Origin of the sequence: Pantoea sp. Cy-639 (genome assembly GCF_011752525.1) — a bacterium.
GTDB lineage: Bacteria > Pseudomonadota > Gammaproteobacteria > Pseudomonadales > Pseudomonadaceae > Aquipseudomonas.
This window is the reverse complement of sequence record NZ_VWXI01000009.1, coordinates 154,356-170,975: the sequence shown is the minus strand read 5'-3', so window position 1 is coordinate 170,975 and position 16,620 is coordinate 154,356. Positions and strand designations below refer to the sequence as shown.

Sequence of the window (16,620 nt, the reverse complement as noted above, 5' to 3'; positions counted from 1 at the left end):
TTACGCCTTGTTCAGGTACATCCGGGTGGTCAGCAGGTACACCGGCAACCCTGACACCACGATCAGCAATGCGGCATAGGGCGCCGCCGCCGCGAACTCGACGTTGGCGGTGTGTGCCCACACTTCGGTGGCCAGCGTGGTCATCCCTGTCGGGCTGAGCAGCAAGGTCGCGGTCAGCTCCTTCATCGCATCCAGGAACACCAGGGCAAATGCCGCCGCCATCGCCGGGAAGATGATCGGCAGGGTGACCCGGCAGAACGCTGCGAAGCTGCTGGCCCCCAAGGTCCGTGCTGCTTCTTCGAGGGTCGGCGAGGCCTTGTTCAGCGCCGTGCGCACCGGGGACTGGGCCAGGGGCAGGAACAGCAGGGCATAGGCCAGGATCAGCAAGGCGGTGGTCTGGTACAGCGCCGGCACGTAGTGCAGGGCGAAGAACACCAGGGTCAGGGCGATCACCAGGCCAGGCAGGGCATGCAGCAGGTACGGCAGGCGCTCGGCCCAGATCGCCAGGCGGCCCTTGTAGCGCACCACCAGGAAGCTGATCGGCAGCGCCAGCAGGACGCAGAAGCCGGCGCCGCCCAGCGACACCGACAGCGAGGTGAACAGCGCCTTGCCAATGGCCGCGACCGGGAAGGCCGCCGATGAGCCGACACTCAACCAGTAGCCGAGCATCGCCAGGGGAATTCCGCTGCCCAGCACCGCCAGCGCCAGGCAGAACAGTTGCCCCAGCGGCATCCAGGCGCGCAGGCGCACGGGCGCTGCGCGACGTGCCACGCCCTGGCCGATGCGCACATGACGGGCCTTGCCGCGTACCCGCAGTTCCAGCCACAGCATCGCCAGGCACAGCACCAGCAGCACTGCCGAGAGCATGGCGGCGTTGGCGTTGCTGAACTCCAGCTCGAATTGCTGGTAGATCGCCGTGGTGAAGGTCTGCAGGCCAAGGATCGACAGGGCGCCGAACTCCACCAGCATGTGCAGGGCGATCAGCAGCGCGCCGCCGAGCATCGACGGCCACAGCAGGGGCAGGGTGATCCTGGTGAACACGCTCCAGCGGCTACAGCCCAGGGTGCGCGCCGACTCCTCGAGCGCGGTGTCGAGGTTGCGCAGGGTCGCGGCCACCGGCAGGAACACCAGCGGGTACTTGGACAGCGCCATGACCAGGATCGCCCCGCCCAGCCCTTCGAAGTCCGAGCTCAGCGACACCCAGGTGAAACTGCTGACGAACGACGGCACGGCGAACGGCAGGCACAGCACCACGCCCCACAGGCGGCGACCCGGCAGGTCGCTGCGCTCCAGCAGCCAGGCCAGGGCCACGCCGACCACCAGGCACAGCACGGTAACGCCGACCATCAGCAGCAGGGTATTGCGCAGCAGTCCCCAGACGAACGGACGCCAGAGCAGACGCAGGGCCTCGTGCCAGCCGGCGTCCCAGGCCTTGAGCCCGACGTAGGCCAGGGGCAGCAGGCTCATCGCTACCAGGAACAATACCGGCAGCACCACCCAGATGGACGGGCGCCTGCGCTTGGGTACGAAGCGCGTCAGCGCGGGCGAGGGCAGGGCGGCGGTCATCAGAGCAGGCCAACCTCACGCTCGAGTTCGATGGCTTCCTCGGCGTTGCCCAGGTCGGCCGGCGAGATCTTCGGTGGGCGCAGGTCTTCGAACGGCTTGAGGCCGCGATCGGAAACCATGCCCTTGTGCAGCGGGTATTCAGCGGTGGTCTGGGTGATCACGCGCTGGCCTTCTTCGCTGGCCATCCAGTTGAGCAGGGCCTGGGCCTCTTTCGGATGCTTGCTGGCCTTGACTGCGGCGGCGCCGGAGATGGTCACCAGGTTGCCGGCGTCGCCATCGGCGAGGTAGTACAGCTTGGAGTCGAGCTTGCCGCGCTCGCGCTCCAGGGCGTACCAGTAGTAGTTGTTCACCAGCACCGCGGCGACTTCGCCTTTCTCCACGGCCTTCAGGGCGACCATGTTGTTGGTGTAGGTCTTGCCGAAGGCTTTCAGGCCGGTCAGCCATTCTTCGGTGGCTTCACGGCCATGCAGCTTGAGGATGGCCACGGCCTGTTCCTGGAACGCGCCGCTGGTGGGCACATAGCCGACGCGGCCTTCCCACTCGGGGTCGGCGAAGTCCATCACCGTGGTCGGCAGGTCTTTCTCGTCGACCTTCTTCGGGTTGTACACCACGACGCGGGTGCGGGCGGTGACGCCCATCCAGGTGCCGTTGGCGCCTACATATTCCTTGGGCAGCATGTTCAGCGTGGCGTCGTCGATCTTGGCCAGCAGGCCCAGCTCGCCCAGGTTGTTCAGTGGCGGGGATTCTTCGGTGTAGATGATGTCGGCCGGCGAGCGTGCGCCTTCCTCGATGATCTGGCTGGCCAGCTGGTTGCTGCTGCCCTTGCGGATATTGATATGGATGCCGGTCTTGGCCTCGTAGGCCTTGGCGATGGCTTCGCCGATTTCCTTGTGCTGGCCGTTGTACATCGTCAACGTGACGGGATCGTCTGCCAGAGCGGTCGGAACGCCGATCACCAGGCTCAGCAGGGCAGCGGCCAGGGTGCGTATCAGCGCTTGCGGGCGGATCGTCATGCGGGTATTTCCTCGCTTACGGCTACATATTTGGAAACAATGGTAAACGAAATCGTTTCTCAAATGGGGCGTGAGGCGGGAAATTCATGGGCTTTGCAGGAGCGGCCCCGGCCTTTCGCGATGCAAGGCCGCTCCTGCGGGAGGCGGGGGCTGAAAAAACGCAGGCAAGAAAAAACCCACTAGCAAGCTAGTGGGTTTTTGTATGGTGCCCAGGAGAAGACTCGAACTTCCACGACCGTTAAGTCACTGATACCTGAAACCAGCGCGTCTACCAATTCCGCCACCTGGGCAAAGCTTTGCATCATCTGATGAAGGCGACTATCGTTCGCTTTCACACAGTAGTAACAGATCCTTGGTCATCTATTACTTGAAAAATTTGGTGCCCAGGAGAAGACTCGAACTTCCACGGCCGTTAAGCCACTGATACCTGAAACCAGCGCGTCTACCAATTCCGCCACCTGGGCACACATTCGAGATTACAAGATGCTTTACAGCGTCGTTCATCTCTACTACAACTTCGGGGTTGTCCGTCGTTGTGGTGCGCACTATACGGACGCTCCTGATGGCTGTAAAGCCCCCGATCGAAAAAAATTTCAAAAAATTCAACTTGTTGATTCCGCTGGCCTATTACCGCTCGCCGGACACCGTGGCGGGGCTGTCCAAGGCTGAGATTTCCGGTTTCAATACGCCTATGTCAGAATTCCTCTCTATATACACCAAGGTGAACCCCTTCTGATGGCCGATTGGCAATCCCTCGATCCCGAGGCCGCTCGCGAAGCGGAAAAATACGAGAATCCTATCCCCAGCCGTGAGCTGATCCTGCAGCGCCTTGCCGACCGTGGCGAGCCGGCTGCTCGCGAACAGCTGGCTGAAGAATTCGGTCTTTATGAAGAAGACCAGATCGAGGCCCTGCGTCGCCGCCTGCGTGCCATGGAGCGTGACGGTCAGCTTATCTATACCCGGCGCGGCACCTATGCCCCGGTGGACAAGCTCGACCTGATCTGCGGCCGTGTCTCCGGCCACCGCGACGGCTTCGGCTTCCTGATTCCCGACGATGGCAGCGAGGACCTGTTCCTCAGCCCGGCGCAGATGCGCCTGGTATTCGACGGCGACCGCGGCCTGGCCCGGGTTTCCGGGGTCGACCGCCGTGGCCGCCGTGAAGGCGTGCTGGTCGAGGTCATTTCCCGCGCCCACGAGAGCGTGGTCGGCCGCTACTTCGAAGAAGGCGGCATCGGCTATGTGACGCCGGACAACCCGAAGATCCAGCAGGAAGTGCTGGTCACCGCCGGTCGCAACGGCGGCGCCAAGATCGGCCAGTTCGTCTCGATCAAGATCACCCATTGGCCCACTCCGCGCTTCCAGCCGCAGGGTGACGTGGTCGAGGTGATCGGCAACTACATGGCCCCGGGCATGGAGATCGACATCGCCCTGCGCAGCTACGACATCCCGCATGTCTGGCCGAAGGACGTGATCAAGGAAGCGCGCAAGTTCCGCTCCGAAGTCGAGGAGAAGGACAAGGAGAAGCGCATCGACCTGCGCCACCTGCCGTTCGTCACCATCGACGGCGAGGACGCCCGCGACTTCGACGACGCCGTCTATTGCGAGCCACTGGGCAAGCTGCGCCTGTTCTCCGGCGGCTGGCGCCTCTATGTGGCGATCGCCGACGTGTCCAGCTATGTACGCCTGGGCTCGGCCCTGGACGTCGAGGCCCAGCAGCGCGGCAACTCGGTGTACTTCCCCGAGCGGGTGATCCCGATGCTGCCAGAGGAACTGTCCAACGGCCTGTGCTCGCTGAACCCGCACGTCGATCGCCTGGCCATGGTCTGCGAGATGACCATCAACAAGGCCGGCCAGATGGTCGACTACCAGTTCTACGAAGGCGTCATCCACTCCCACGCGCGCCTGACCTACAACAAGGTCAGCAGCATGCTCGAGCATGCCCGCACCCGTGAAGGCAAGGCCCTGCGCGAGGAGTACAGCGCGGTGGTGCCGGACCTCAAGCACCTCTATGCGCTGTACAAGGCGCTGGTGGCGGCCCGTCACACCCGTGGCGCGATCGATTTCGAGACCCAGGAAACCCGGATCATCTTCGGCGATGACCGCAAGATCGACGAAATTCGTCCGACCGTGCGTAACGATGCCCACAAGCTGATCGAAGAGTGCATGCTCGCGGCCAACGTCGCCACCGCCGAGTTCCTGCAGAAGCACAATGTGCCGGCCCTGTACCGGGTTCACGACGGTCCGCCGCCGGAGCGCCTGGAGAAGCTGCGCGCCTTCCTCGGCGAGCTGGGCCTGACCCTGCACAAGGGCAAGGATCCGTCGCCGAAGGACTACCAGCAGCTGCTGGCGAGCATCGCCGGGCGCCCGGACTTCCACCTGATCCAGACCGTCATGCTGCGTTCCCTGAGCCAGGCGGTGTACAGCGTCGAGAACAACGGCCACTTCGGTCTGAACTACGAGGCCTACACCCACTTCACCTCGCCGATCCGCCGCTACCCGGACCTGCTGGTGCACCGTGCGATCCGCAGCGTGATCCGCTCCAAGGTCGACACTCCGCACGTCAAGCGTGCCGGTGCCATGAGCATTCCCAAGGCGCGTATCTACCCGTACGACGAGAACGGCCTCGAGCAGATGGGCGAGCAGTGCTCGATGACCGAGCGCCGCGCCGACGAGGCCACGCGCGACGTGGTCAACTGGCTCAAGTGCGAGTACATGCGCGATCGCGTCGGCGAGACCTTCCCGGGCGTGATCACCGCGGTGACCGGTTTCGGCCTGTTCATCGAGCTGACCGACATCTATGTCGAAGGCCTGGTGCACGTCAGCGCCCTGCCGGGCGACTACTACCACTTCGATCCTGTGCATCATCGCCTGTCCGGCGAGCGCAGCGGTCGCAGCTTCCGCCTGGGCGACACGGTGGAGGTCAAGGTCATGCGCGTCGACCTCGAGCAGCGCAAGATCGACTTCGAGATGTCGGCTGCGACCGTCAATGCTCCGGTCGGCCGCAAGTCAGCCGCTGCTGCTGGTGCTGCCAAGGCAGCGCCGGTGGCCGAGCCGGCCCCGGCCGTCGAGGCGAAGATCTCGCCGAAGCCGCGTAGCCGCAAGAGCGAGACCTCCGAGGCGTACTTCCCCAAGGATGCCGTGCAGCGCAATGCCGAGGTGCGCAAGAGCCGCGAGATGAAGAAGGCCCTGATGGGCGAGGCGCGTCACGCAGGCAGCAAGCCGGAGAAGGGCGCCAAGGCGTCGGGCAAGACCAAGCATCGCAAGGGGCCGTCGAAGTCCGGCGCGCCACGTAAAGGCAAGAACAAGTCATGAGTCAGCTGGAAAAGATCTACGGCGTGCACGCCGTCCAGGCGCTGCTGCAGCATCACCCCAAGCGGGTCAAGCAGATCTGGCTGTCCGAAGGGCGCAGTGAGCCGCGTATCCAGGCCCTGCTGGAGCTGGCCGCGCAGAACCGCGTCCAGGTCGGCCAGGCCGAACGCCGTGAGCTCGACGCCTGGGTCGAGGGTGTGCACCAGGGCGTCGTCGCCGAGGTGAGCCCGAGCCAGGTATGGGGCGAGGCGATGCTCGACGAGCTGCTCGAGCGTAGCGAGACGCCACCGTTGATCCTGGTGCTCGACGGGGTCACCGACCCGCATAACCTCGGCGCTTGCCTGCGCACCGCCGATGCCGCCGGCGCCACGGCAGTGGTGATCCCCAAGGACAAGTCGGCCACCCTGACGGGCGTCGTGCGCAAGGTGGCCTGCGGCGCCGCCGAGGTGATGCCGCTGGTGGCCGTGACCAACCTGGCGCGCACCCTGGAGAAGCTCCAGCAGCGCGGGCTGTGGGTGGTGGGCACTGCCGGCGAGGCCGAGCAGGAAATCTACCAGCAGGACCTGACCGGTCCGCTGGTGATGATCATGGGCGCCGAAGGCAAAGGCATGCGCCGGCTGACCCGTGAGCACTGCGACTTCCTGGTCAAGTTGCCGATGGCCGGCAGCGTCAGCAGCCTGAACGTCTCGGTGGCGACCGGGGTGTGCCTGTTCGAAGCGGTGCGCCAGCGCCAGGCCAAGCGCTGATCTGACGTTGCGTGGGAGCGGGCCTGCCCCGCGATGCGGTGGTCGACTGGCCATCGCCATCGCCGGGCAGGCCCGCTCCCACGTTGTTTCTCGTGGTCGCGTTCTATCGGGCGATTATGTCTGCGGTTGTTCAAATATTCGCCAATCACCTTGCTTGTCCCAGCGGCCTTCTCTACAATTGCGCCCCTTGCCGAGCTGGCAGGCGCGCATGTGCCTTCACACTAGGGCAAGACATACAGTGTCATTCACTCCTTGTCTGACCAGATTGCTGGCAGACTACTAACCCGTAAGGAGCATTCATGCGTCATTACGAAATCATCTTCCTGGTTCACCCGGACCAGAGCGAGCAAGTCGGCGGCATGGTTGAGCGTTACACCAAGCTGATCGAAGAAGATGGTGGCAAGATCCACCGCCTGGAAGACTGGGGCCGTCGTCAGCTGGCCTACGCAATCAACAATGTTCACAAGGCTCACTACGTGATGCTGAACGTTGAGTGCACCGGCAAGGCCCTGGCCGAGCTGGAAGACAACTTCCGCTACAACGATGCCGTGATCCGTAACCTGGTCATCCGTCGTGACGAAGCCGTTACCGGCCCGTCCGAGATGCTCAAGGCCGAAGAGAACCGCAGCGAGCGCCGTGAGCGTCGTGAACGTCCTGAGAATGCTGATGGCGCCGAAGGCGACGACAGCAACGACAGCGACAACAGCGACAACGCTGACGAGTAATCCACGGACCTTCTTGAGGAGCCAATCACATGGCACGTTTCTTCCGTCGTCGTAAATTCTGCCGCTTCACTGCTGAAGACGTGAAAGAGATCGACTTCAAAGATCTCAACACCCTGAAAGCTTACGTATCCGAAACCGGCAAGATCGTTCCAAGCCGCATCACCGGTACCAAAGCTCGTTATCAGCGTCAGCTGGCTACCGCTATCAAGCGCGCCCGCTTCCTGGCCCTGCTGCCCTACACCGACAGCCACGGCCGCTGAGACCGGGTCGTCGACTGAGTAGTAAGGGATAGGCATGCGAGCGTTGGCAAGTTTCATCATGCGCGGTCGTGTGCAGGCCACCCTGGTGGTGGTCATCAGCGCGGTTCTGCCGCTGCTGTTCTGGTTGAGTGCCGCCGCCGGGAGCCTGGTGTTCCTGCGGCGTGGATTCAAGGATGCGTCATCGGTCATCGCCTGGGGCGTTCTGCCCGGGCTGGCCATGTGGTTCTTCGGCGAACCGAGCACCTTGCTGGTGTTCCTGGGCACGCTGGGACTGGCCGCCTTGTTGCGTGCCGGGCATTCCTGGAATCGGGTGCTGCTGTCCAGCATCGTATTAGGCGTGTTGTACAGCCTGATCCTGGACGTGGCGCTGCGCGATACCTTCGAAGTGCTGGCCAAGGCGCTTGAAAAAGCCCTGCCGCAGTTCGAGGGCAAGCCGGCACTGCCGGTGGAGCTGATCGGCCCGTTGCTGGTCGCTTCCAGTGCAGTGATGCTGCAGCTGTTCAGCGTGGTGGCTTTGATGCTGGCGCGCTACTGGCAGGCGGCGTTGTACAACCCGGGTGGTTTCGGTCGCGAGTTTCGCGAGATGAGACTGCCGCGAGTACCGATGTTGGTACTGGTGTCGCTGATGGTGCTGGGTCCGTTCCTCGGATCGCAGTTCATCGTGCTGGCATCGGCCTCCAGCCTGGTGCTCGTGCTCACGGCCATCGCCCTGATTCATGGGCTGGTGGCACAAGGGCGACTGGCCGGATTCTGGCTGGTGGGGCTGTACGTGACGTTGCCGTTGGTCATGCAGTTGATCTATCCGTTGCTCGTGGTTCTGGCCATTGTCGACAGCCTGATTGATTTTCGCGGTCGCAAGTCCCCTTCGCAGGGTGACGATTCCGCGAACGGTGAAGGTTAAAAGTTAAGAGGTTTTACCAAATGGAACTGATCCTGCTGGAAAAAGTCGCCAACCTGGGCAACCTGGGCGACAAAGTAAACGTTAAGGCCGGTTACGGCCGTAACTACCTGCTGCCATTCGGCAAGGCCACCGTTGCCAACGCCGCCAACCTGGCCGCGTTCGAAGAGCGCCGCGCCGAGCTGGAAAAGGCTGCAGCAGACAAGAAAGCTTCGGCTGAAAGCCGCGCTGCCCAACTGGCCGAGCTGGAAGTGACCATCACTGCCACCGCTGGCGACGAAGGCAAGCTGTTCGGTTCGATCGGCACCCACGACATCGCTGACGCCCTGACCGCCTCCGGCGTTGAAGTGGCCAAGGCTGAAGTTCGTCTGCCGAACGGCACCATCCGTCAGGTTGGCGAATACGACGTAGCCGTGCACCTGCACAGCGACGTTGAAGCCACCGTACGCGTGGTCGTCGTAGCTGCCTAAGCTGCGCTGATCGGCTGGCCCCTCGCGGGCCAGGCGGTTAACATCGGGCACGGTCCTGTTCTTCACAGGCCGTGCCCTTTGTCTTTTTCATCTAGCAGAATTCTTTCGTGGCCATGAACGAGATCACCCCTACCGAACAACTCGACCTGCAGACCTCTGCCCTGAAGGTGCCGCCGCATTCCATCGAGGCCGAACAGGCCGTGCTCGGTGGCCTGATGCTGGACAACAACGCCTGGGAGCGGGTACTGGACCAGGTTTCGGACGGTGACTTCTACCGGCATGACCACCGCCTGATCTTCCGCGCCATCCACAAGCTGGCGGATCAGAACCAACCGTTCGACGTGGTGACACTGCACGAGCAGCTGGACAAGGAAGGCCTGTCGACCCAGGTCGGCGGCCTGGCCTACCTGGCCGAGCTGGCCAAGAACACCCCGTCGGTGGCCAACATCAAGGCCTACGCCGCGATCATTCGCGAGCGGGCGACGTTGCGCCAACTGATCAGCATCAGTACCGACATTGCCGACAACGCCTTCAACCCGCAGGGACGCAACGCCGAGGAGATCCTCGACGACGCCGAGCGGCAGATCTTCCAGATCGCCGAGGCGCGGCCGAAGACCGGTGGACCGGTGGGGGTCAACGAGCTGTTGACCATGGCCATCGACCGCATCGACACGCTGTTCAACTCCGACAGCGACATCACCGGCATCTCTACCGGCTACACCGACCTGGACGAGAAGACCAGCGGCCTGCAGCCGGCCGACCTGATCATCGTTGCCGGCCGTCCATCGATGGGCAAGACCACCTTCGCCATGAACCTGGTGGAAAACGCCGTGCTGCGCAGCGACAAGGTGGTGCTGGTGTTCTCCCTCGAGATGCCCGGCGAATCGCTGGTCATGCGTATGCTCTCGTCGCTTGGCCGTATCGACCAGACCAAGGTCCGTTCCGGCCAGCTGGACGACGACGATTGGCCGCGCCTGACCTCGGCGGTGAACCTGCTCAACGACCGCAAGCTGTTCATCGACGACACCGCGGGTATCAGCCCGTCGGAAATGCGTGCGCGGACCCGGCGCCTGGCCCGTGAGCACGGCGAGATCGCCATGATCATGGTCGACTACCTGCAGCTGATGCAGATCCCGGGGTCTGCCGGTGACAATCGGACCAACGAGATTTCCGAGATCTCCCGCTCGTTGAAAGCCCTGGCCAAGGAGTTCAACTGCCCGGTGATCGCCCTGTCGCAGCTCAACCGCTCGCTGGAGCAGCGCCCGAACAAGCGTCCGGTCAACTCCGACCTGCGTGAATCCGGTGCGATCGAGCAGGACGCCGACGTGATCATGTTCGTCTACCGCGACGAGGTGTACCACCCGGAGACCGAGCACAAGGGCGTGGCCGAGATCATCATCGGCAAGCAGCGTAACGGTCCCATCGGCTTTATCCGCCTGGCCTTCATCGGCAAGTACACCCGGTTCGAGAACCTCGCCCCGGGCATGTACAACTTCGACGACGACGAATAACAGGCAGGCAAGGCGCCTGCTGGGGGCGGGGCGTGGGATCGACGCAGCGCCGCTCCCACGGTATTCATCCGCCCCCTCTGTGAATCCGACCACCATCGTCGGACTTGATCAAAATTTGTGCTATATTCCGCGCCCGCGATTTCCCTGCACACCAGAACCGGTCACTGACATGCAAGCAGCCAAACCACTCTACGACTATCCCAAGTACTGGGCCGAATGCTTCGGACCGGCACCGTTCCTGCCCATGAGCAGGGAGGAGATGGATCAGCTCGGCTGGGATTCCTGCGACATCATCATCGTGACCGGGGATGCCTACGTCGACCATGCCTCGTTCGGCATGGCCATCATCGGCCGCCTGCTGGAGGCCCAGGGCTTCCGCGTGGGCATCATCGCCCAGCCGAACTGGCAGTCGAAGGACGACTTCATGAAGCTCGGCGAGCCGAACCTGTTCTTCGGCGTCGCGGCGGGCAACATGGACTCGATGATCAACCGCTACACCGCGGACAAGAAGATCCGCTCCGACGACGCCTATACCCCCGGCGGTCTGGCCGGCAAGCGCCCGGACCGCGCCAGCCTGGTATACAGCCAGCGCTGCAAGGAGGCCTACAAGCACGTGCCGATCGTGCTCGGCGGCATCGAGGCCTCGCTGCGCCGGATTGCCCACTACGACTACTGGCAGGACAAGGTGCGTCATTCGATCCTGATCGACGCCAGCGCCGACATCCTGCTGTACGGCAACGCCGAGCGCGCGATCGTCGAGGTGGCCCAGCGCCTGTCCCAGGGTGAGCGTATCGAGAAGATCACCGATGTACGCGGTACCGCGTTCATCCGTCGCGACACCCCCGAAGGCTGGTTCGAGATCGATTCCACCCGTATCGACCGTCCGGGGCGGGTCGACAAGATCATCAACCCGTACGTCAATACCCAGGACACCCAGGCCTGCGCCATCGAGCAGGCCAAGGGCGACCAGGAAGACCCGAACGAAGCCAAGGTGGTGCAGATTCTCGACAGTCCGAGCGTGACCCGCGAGAAGTCGGTGATCCGCCTGCCGTCGTTCGAGAAGGTGCGCAACGACCCGGTGCTCTATGCCCACGCCAACCGCGTGCTGCACCTGGAGACCAACCCGGGCAACGCCCGCGCCCTGGTGCAGAAGCATGGCGAAGTGGACGTGTGGTTCAACCCGCCACCCATTCCCATGACCACCGAGGAAATGGACTACGTGTTCGGCATGCCTTACGCACGTATCCCGCACCCGGCCTATGGCAAGGAGCGCATTCCGGCCTACGAGATGATCCGCTTCTCGGTGAACATCATGCGTGGCTGCTTCGGCGGCTGCACCTTCTGCTCGATCACCGAGCACGAGGGCCGGATCATTCAGAACCGCTCCCATGAGTCGATCCTCCACGAGATCGAGGAGATGCGCGACAAGGTGCCGGGCTTCACCGGCGTGGTCTCCGACCTGGGCGGCCCGACCGCCAACATGTACCGCATCGCCTGCAAGAGCCACGACATCGAGAAGCACTGCCGCAAGCCGTCGTGCGTGTTCCCGGGCATCTGCGAGAACCTCAATACCGACCACAGCTCGCTGATCGAGCTGTACCGCAAGGCCCGTGCCCTGCCAGGGGTGAAGAAGATCCTGATCGCCTCGGGCTTGCGCTACGACCTGGCGGTGGAGTCGCCGGAGTACGTGCGCGAGCTGGTCACCCACCACGTTGGCGGCTACCTGAAGATCGCGCCGGAGCACACCGAGCGCGGTCCGCTGGACAAGATGATGAAGCCGGGCATCGGCACCTACGACCGCTTCAAGCGCATGTTCGAGAAGTTCTCGAAAGAAGCGGGCAAGGAGCAGTACCTGATCCCGTACTTCATCGCCGCCCACCCGGGCACTACCGACGAAGACATGATGAACCTGGCCTTGTGGCTCAAGGGCAACGGCTTCCGCGCCGACCAGGTGCAGGCGTTCTATCCGTCGCCGATGGCCTCGGCGACCGCCATGTATCACTCGGGCAAGAACCCGCTGCGCAAGGTCACCTACAAGAGCGAAGGCGTTGAGATCGTCAAGAGCGAGGAGCAGCGTCGCCTGCACAAGGCGTTCCTGCGCTACCACGATCCGAAGGGCTGGCCGATGCTGCGCGAGGCGCTGCAGCGCATGGGGCGCGCCGACCTGATCGGGCCGGGCAAGCACCAGTTGATCCCGCTGCACCAGCCGCAGACCGACAGCTACCAGAGCGCGCGCCGCAAGAACTCGACGCCGGCCGGCAGCCACAAGGTGGCCAAGGAGCAGAAGGTCCTCACCCAGCACACCGGCCTGCCGCCGCGCGCCAGCGATGGCAGCAAGCCGTGGGACAAGCGCGAGAAAGCCAAGGCCGAAGCGTTCGCCCGCAACCAGCAGGCGGCCAAGGAGCGCAAGGAAGCCGCCAAGGGTGGCAAGGGCAAGAAGCCGCGTCAGCCTGTCATTCCGCGCTGACTGATCCATTCCGGGGCTGCCGTGCAGCCCTTTCGTGACACAAGGCTGCTCCTGCAGGCGAACGTGATTACCTGCAGGAGCGGCCTTGTGTCGCGAAGCGGTCCCAGGATTGCAGCCTTCAATCCGGCTTTTTGTCTACCCACTTCGGCGCCACCGGCGCAACGAAGCTCTCCATTCCATCCAGCAGCGCCTCCGGCTGCTCCCCGAGCAACAGCATCGCCCGATGTTGCGGCCGCACGAAGCCCTCTTCGACGATATGGTCGAGGAACCCGCCAAGCTTTGCATAGAAACCGTTCACATCCAGCAGCCCCAGCGGCTTGGCGTGATAGCCCAACTGACCCCAGGTCCACACCTCGAACAGCTCCTCCAGCGTGCCCAGGCCGCCCGGCAGGGCAATGAAGGCATCGCTGAGCTCGGCCATGCGCGCCTTGCGCGCATGCATGCCGTCCACCACCTCCAGGCGAGTCAGGCCCTTGTGGCCGATTTCGGCGTTCATCAGGCTTTCGGGAATGATGCCGATCACCTCGCCGCCGGCGGCCATGGCAGCGTCGGCGACAGTGCCCATCAGGCCCACCGCGCCACCGCCGTAGACCAACGTCAGGCCACGACGGGCAATGGCTTCGCCCAAGGCGACGGCGGCTTCGCGGTAGGCGGGATTGGCGCCGATGCTGGCGCCACAGAAGACACACACGGAACGTACAGGCATTGCTTATCTCCCTTCACTGGCGCACAGGGTAAGGTGCAAGCCTGTCGCTTCCAAGCGCCGATTCACTCGGGGCGGGCGAACTCGCAGACCGCCGCGCCGGTGGCACCGCTGGCATAGGCGGCCAGCAGGCCACGCATCAGGCTGTTCAAGGTCATCACGGTTACTCCTAAATGAGAGGTTGTCCCATCGTCCAGTAAGAGGGCATGATGTGCACGTTGATTGGTTGTATACAATCCATTGAACAAATCAACTGCCTGAACCCTTGACGGCCCTTGACCCATATCAGGGACGGACGTTCCGGATTCAGGCAGTCTCGCAAGTGATAAAACCCTGCCAAGGAGATTCATGATGTTTGCGAAAGCTGTAGCGGTATCCCTGCTGACCCTCGCCAGTGCCTCTGTCTTCGCAGCCGAATGCTCGGTGACTGTCGACTCGACCGACCAGATGTCCTACAACACCAAGGAATTCACCGTCGACAAGAGCTGCAAGGAGTTCACCGTCAAACTGACCCACTCCGGCAGCCTGCCGAAGAACGTCATGGGCCACAACCTGGTGATCAGCAAGACCGCCGACATGCAGGCCATCGCCACCGAAGGCATGTCGCAGGGTCTGGAAAAGGACTACATCAAGGGCGACAACGCCGCGATCATCGCTCACACCAAGATGATCGGCGCGCCTGAGAAGGAAACCGAAATCAAGCTCGACACCTCGAAGCTGGAAGCCGGTGGCGACTACAGCTTCTTCTGCACCTTCCCGGGCCACATCTCGATGATGAAGGGCAAGGTCGTCGTCAAGTAAGCGACGCCTGACGCAGTACCCTTGTGGGAGCGGGCTTGCCCGGCGATGGCGATGGTGAATCCACCAACGTCATCGCCGGGCAAGCCCGCTCCCACAGTTGTTTCCACAAGTTCATCAAGGCGCGAACGGCAGCTCGCGCTTGTGCTGGGTCTTGCGGTAGGTGGCGACGATGATGTCGAACGCCTCCTGGCTCACTGCCTCGCCATGCAGGAACGCGTCGATCTGCTGGTAGGTGACGCCGTGGGATGCTTCGTCCGGCTTGCCCGGCTCGAGGTCTTCCAGATCCGCGGTCGGTACCTTTTCCACCAGTGCCTGCGGTGCGCCGAAGCTGCGTGCGATGGCCCGTACCTGGTTCTTCACCAGGCCGCTCAGCGGCGCCAGGTCGCAGGCGCCATCACCGAACTTGGTAAAGAAGCCCATCACCGCCTCGGCGGCGTGGTCGGTGCCGATCACCAGGCCTGCGCGGGCGCCGGCGACGGTGTACTGGGCAACCATGCGCGTGCGCGCCTTGACGTTGCCGACAACGAAGTCCACCAGGCTCGGCGAGCCGTTCTTCAGTTCCTGCACCTCGGCAGCCAGGGCCTTCACCGCAGGCGCGATATCGATGGTGTGCACCTCGTCGGCCTTGATCACGTCCAGGCAGGCCTGGGCGTCGTGCTCATCGTGCTGCACATGGTAGGGCAGGCGCACGGCGATGAAGCGGTAGGCCGGGTCACCGGTCTCGCTGCGCAGCTCGTTGATGGCACGCTGGGCGAGCAGGGCGGCGGTCAGCGAGTCGACCCCGCCGCTGATGCCCAGTACCAGGGTCTTGAGCCGGGCGTTGTTCAGGCAGTCCTTGATGAAGGCCACGCGCCGGGTGACGTCCTTCTCGAGGGCGGCGGCATCGGCGAACGGTGGCTGCACCTTGAGTGCCCGGGCAATCTCTTGCTGTACGGCTTGCATGGGTTACTCCTTGCTGGGGACTTTGAATACATGACGCATGTAGGCGACGAAGTTCTCGTCGCGACACTGGGTCTTGGCGGCTTCGTCGGAGATCTTCGCCACGGGTGAGCCGTTGCAGTCGGTCATTTTTAGCACGATGTTCATCGGCGCCACACCGGGGATGTCGCAGGTCAGGTTGGTGCCGATGCCGAAGCTCACGTTGATGCGTCCGCGCAGGGCCCGGAAGATCTCCAGCGAGCGGGTCAGGTTGAGGCCGTCGGAGAACACCAGGGTCTTGGTCATCGGGTCGATGCCCAGTTTCTGGTAGTGGGCGATGGCCTTTTCCGCCCAGGCCACCGGCTCGCCGGAGTCGTGGCGCAGGCCGTCGAACAGCTTGGCGAAGTACAGGTCGAAATCGCGCAGGAAGGCATCCATGGTGATGCAGTCGGTCAGGGCGATGCCGAGCAGGCCGCGGTACTCGCGAACCCAGCAGTCCAGCGCGGCGATCTGGCTGTCGATCAGCCGCGGGCCGAGCTGCTGGTGGGCCATGATCCATTCGTGGGCCATGGTGCCCAGCGGCTTGATGTCGAGCTTCCAGGCCAGGTCGACGTTGCTGGTGCCGACGAAGCGTCCGGGGAACTCGTCGCGCAGCACCCGGACCACGTCTTCCTGGACCCGACTGGAAAAGCGCCGGCGGGTACCGAAGTCGGCCACCTGCAGTTCGGCCAGTTCGTCGTCGCTGGCGTGGGCGCGCAGCCAGTCGAACTTGCGGTGCAACTGGTCGCGGGCCTCGGACAGGCGCATGCGCGGGTGCAGATGGCGGTTGCGTACCTCGCTGATGATTGCCAGCAGCGGTACTTCGAAGAGGATCACGTGCAGCCAGGGGCCACGCAGGCGCAGGCTCAGCTGGTCGTTCTCGATCCCCAGGCGCACGTAGCGCAGGTTGAAGCGGAACAGGCGCAGGAAGCGCAGGAAGTCTGGCTTGAGGAAACTGATGCGCTCGAGAAAGCCCAGCTGGCCATCGTCCAGGGTAAGGTCGCTGAGCAGTTCGAGCTGGTTGCGGATCTCGCCCAGGTAGGGGCGCAGGTCCTCGCCGTTGCGACAGCGAAACTCCCATTCGACGTCGGCGTCCGGGTAGTTGTGCAGGACGCCCTGCATCATCGTCAGTTTGTAGAAATCGGTGTCGAGCAGGTTGTGCACGATGCGCTCGGCGAATGCGCTCTCGCTCAT

At 63.5% G+C, this 16,620-nt stretch carries 15 protein-coding genes and 2 tRNA genes; 10 read left to right on the top strand and 7 right to left on the bottom strand.

The genetic code is table 11. From position 1 onward, the window contains the following. The 4 genes from F3J43_RS13450 to F3J43_RS13435 form a co-directional block, all read right to left on the bottom strand. Positions 1–1,566, bottom strand: a complete 1,566-nt coding sequence (locus tag F3J43_RS13450) for an ABC transporter permease (protein ID WP_166886923.1) — start codon at positions 1,564–1,566, stop codon at positions 1–3. Beyond that, a complete protein-coding gene (locus tag F3J43_RS13445) occupies positions 1,566–2,579 on the bottom strand; it encodes an extracellular solute-binding protein (protein WP_166886920.1) in 1,014 nt (337 codons plus the stop codon). The genes F3J43_RS13450 and F3J43_RS13445 overlap by 1 nt, the downstream gene beginning before the upstream one ends. A gap of 203 nt (positions 2,580–2,782) precedes the next feature. Further along, positions 2,783–2,869 (bottom strand) — tRNA-Leu (locus tag F3J43_RS13440). An 87-nt stretch (positions 2,870–2,956) separates the two neighbouring features. Further along, positions 2,957–3,043 (bottom strand) — tRNA-Leu (locus F3J43_RS13435). 98 nt (positions 3,044–3,141) lie between these two features. Between F3J43_RS13435 and F3J43_RS13430 the strand changes: the two genes are divergently transcribed. The 9 genes from F3J43_RS13430 to F3J43_RS13390 all read left to right on the top strand — a co-directional run bounded on the left by F3J43_RS13430 (position 3,142) and on the right by F3J43_RS13390 (position 12,965). Next, entirely contained in the window at positions 3,142–3,315 is a 174-nt protein-coding gene (locus F3J43_RS13430; protein WP_166886917.1) for a hypothetical protein, read from the top strand. Next, on the top strand, positions 3,315–5,891 hold the full coding sequence (gene rnr, locus F3J43_RS13425; RefSeq protein ID WP_166886914.1) for a ribonuclease R: 2,577 nt from the start codon (positions 3,315–3,317) through the stop codon (positions 5,889–5,891). Before F3J43_RS13430 ends, rnr begins: the two co-directional genes overlap by 1 nt. After that, the gene (gene rlmB, locus F3J43_RS13420; RefSeq protein ID WP_166886911.1) at positions 5,888–6,634 is read left to right on the top strand and encodes a 23S rRNA (guanosine(2251)-2'-O)-methyltransferase RlmB; all 747 of its coding nucleotides are present in this window, start codon (positions 5,888–5,890) and stop codon (positions 6,632–6,634) included. The genes rnr and rlmB overlap by 4 nt, the downstream gene beginning before the upstream one ends. 299 nt (positions 6,635–6,933) lie before the next feature. Beyond that, positions 6,934–7,359 (top strand): 30S ribosomal protein S6, encoded by a 426-nt coding sequence (rpsF, locus tag F3J43_RS13415; protein ID WP_166886907.1) that lies wholly within the window; start codon positions 6,934–6,936, stop codon positions 7,357–7,359. A gap of 29 nt (positions 7,360–7,388) precedes the next feature. Next, a complete protein-coding gene (gene rpsR, locus F3J43_RS13410) occupies positions 7,389–7,619 on the top strand; it encodes a 30S ribosomal protein S18 (RefSeq protein WP_003249563.1) in 231 nt (76 codons plus the stop codon). A gap of 34 nt (positions 7,620–7,653) precedes the next feature. Beyond that, positions 7,654–8,520, top strand: coding sequence for a YybS family protein (locus F3J43_RS13405; protein ID WP_166886904.1), 867 nt, complete (start codon positions 7,654–7,656; stop codon positions 8,518–8,520). 20 nt (positions 8,521–8,540) lie between these two features. Next, positions 8,541–8,987, top strand: a complete 447-nt coding sequence (gene rplI / locus F3J43_RS13400; RefSeq protein WP_134690280.1) for a 50S ribosomal protein L9 — start codon at positions 8,541–8,543, stop codon at positions 8,985–8,987. A gap of 113 nt (positions 8,988–9,100) precedes the next feature. Next, positions 9,101–10,498 (top strand): replicative DNA helicase, encoded by a 1,398-nt coding sequence (dnaB, locus tag F3J43_RS13395; RefSeq protein WP_166886901.1) that lies wholly within the window; start codon positions 9,101–9,103, stop codon positions 10,496–10,498. 169 nt (positions 10,499–10,667) lie between these two features. Continuing rightward, complete coding sequence (locus F3J43_RS13390) at positions 10,668–12,965, top strand: YgiQ family radical SAM protein (protein ID WP_166886898.1); 2,298 nt, start codon at positions 10,668–10,670, stop codon at positions 12,963–12,965. Positions 12,966–13,083: 118 nt separating this feature from the next. On the opposite strand, the gene F3J43_RS13385 is transcribed toward F3J43_RS13390, so the two are convergent. Then, positions 13,084–13,671: a cytokinin riboside 5'-monophosphate phosphoribohydrolase gene (locus F3J43_RS13385; RefSeq protein ID WP_166886895.1), complete on the bottom strand. Its 588-nt coding sequence runs from the start codon at positions 13,669–13,671 to the stop codon at positions 13,084–13,086. Between the two features lie 348 nt (positions 13,672–14,019). Between F3J43_RS13385 and azu the strand changes: the two genes are divergently transcribed. Beyond that, positions 14,020–14,469 carry an azurin gene (gene azu, locus F3J43_RS13380; protein WP_166886892.1) on the top strand — a complete coding sequence of 150 codons (450 nt, stop codon included), beginning with the start codon at positions 14,020–14,022 and terminating at the stop codon, positions 14,467–14,469. Between the two features lie 114 nt (positions 14,470–14,583). On the opposite strand, the gene nadE is transcribed toward azu, so the two are convergent. After that, a complete protein-coding gene (nadE, locus tag F3J43_RS13375) occupies positions 14,584–15,411 on the bottom strand; it encodes an NAD(+) synthase (RefSeq protein WP_166886889.1) in 828 nt (275 codons plus the stop codon). A 3-nt stretch (positions 15,412–15,414) separates the two neighbouring features. After that, complete coding sequence (pncB, locus tag F3J43_RS13370) at positions 15,415–16,620, bottom strand: nicotinate phosphoribosyltransferase (protein ID WP_166886885.1); 1,206 nt, start codon at positions 16,618–16,620, stop codon at positions 15,415–15,417.

Excerpts from the sequence above, each read along its gene's own strand:
- nadE (WP_166886889.1), bottom strand. The coding sequence starts at position 15,411 with ATGCAAGCCGTACAGCAAGAGATTGCCCGGGCACTCAAGGTGCAGCCA.
- azu (WP_166886892.1), top strand. The coding sequence starts at position 14,020 with ATGTTTGCGAAAGCTGTAGCGGTATCCCTGCTGACCCTCGCCAGTGCC.
- rpsF (WP_166886907.1), top strand. The coding sequence starts at position 6,934 with ATGCGTCATTACGAAATCATCTTCCTGGTTCACCCGGACCAGAGCGAG.
- F3J43_RS13390 (WP_166886898.1), top strand. The coding sequence starts at position 10,668 with ATGCAAGCAGCCAAACCACTCTACGACTATCCCAAGTACTGGGCCGAA.
- F3J43_RS13430 (WP_166886917.1), top strand. The coding sequence starts at position 3,142 with ATGGCTGTAAAGCCCCCGATCGAAAAAAATTTCAAAAAATTCAACTTG.
- rplI (WP_134690280.1), top strand. The coding sequence starts at position 8,541 with ATGGAACTGATCCTGCTGGAAAAAGTCGCCAACCTGGGCAACCTGGGC.
- dnaB (WP_166886901.1), top strand. The coding sequence starts at position 9,101 with ATGAACGAGATCACCCCTACCGAACAACTCGACCTGCAGACCTCTGCC.
- F3J43_RS13450 (WP_166886923.1), bottom strand. The coding sequence starts at position 1,566 with ATGACCGCCGCCCTGCCCTCGCCCGCGCTGACGCGCTTCGTACCCAAG.
- rnr (WP_166886914.1), top strand. The coding sequence starts at position 3,315 with ATGGCCGATTGGCAATCCCTCGATCCCGAGGCCGCTCGCGAAGCGGAA.
- rlmB (WP_166886911.1), top strand. The coding sequence starts at position 5,888 with ATGAGTCAGCTGGAAAAGATCTACGGCGTGCACGCCGTCCAGGCGCTG.
- F3J43_RS13445 (WP_166886920.1), bottom strand. The coding sequence starts at position 2,579 with ATGACGATCCGCCCGCAAGCGCTGATACGCACCCTGGCCGCTGCCCTG.
- F3J43_RS13385 (WP_166886895.1), bottom strand. The coding sequence starts at position 13,671 with ATGCCTGTACGTTCCGTGTGTGTCTTCTGTGGCGCCAGCATCGGCGCC.
- pncB (WP_166886885.1), bottom strand. The coding sequence starts at position 16,620 with ATGAGCGAGAGCGCATTCGCCGAGCGCATCGTGCACAACCTGCTCGAC.
- rpsR (WP_003249563.1), top strand. The coding sequence starts at position 7,389 with ATGGCACGTTTCTTCCGTCGTCGTAAATTCTGCCGCTTCACTGCTGAA.
- F3J43_RS13405 (WP_166886904.1), top strand. The coding sequence starts at position 7,654 with ATGCGAGCGTTGGCAAGTTTCATCATGCGCGGTCGTGTGCAGGCCACC.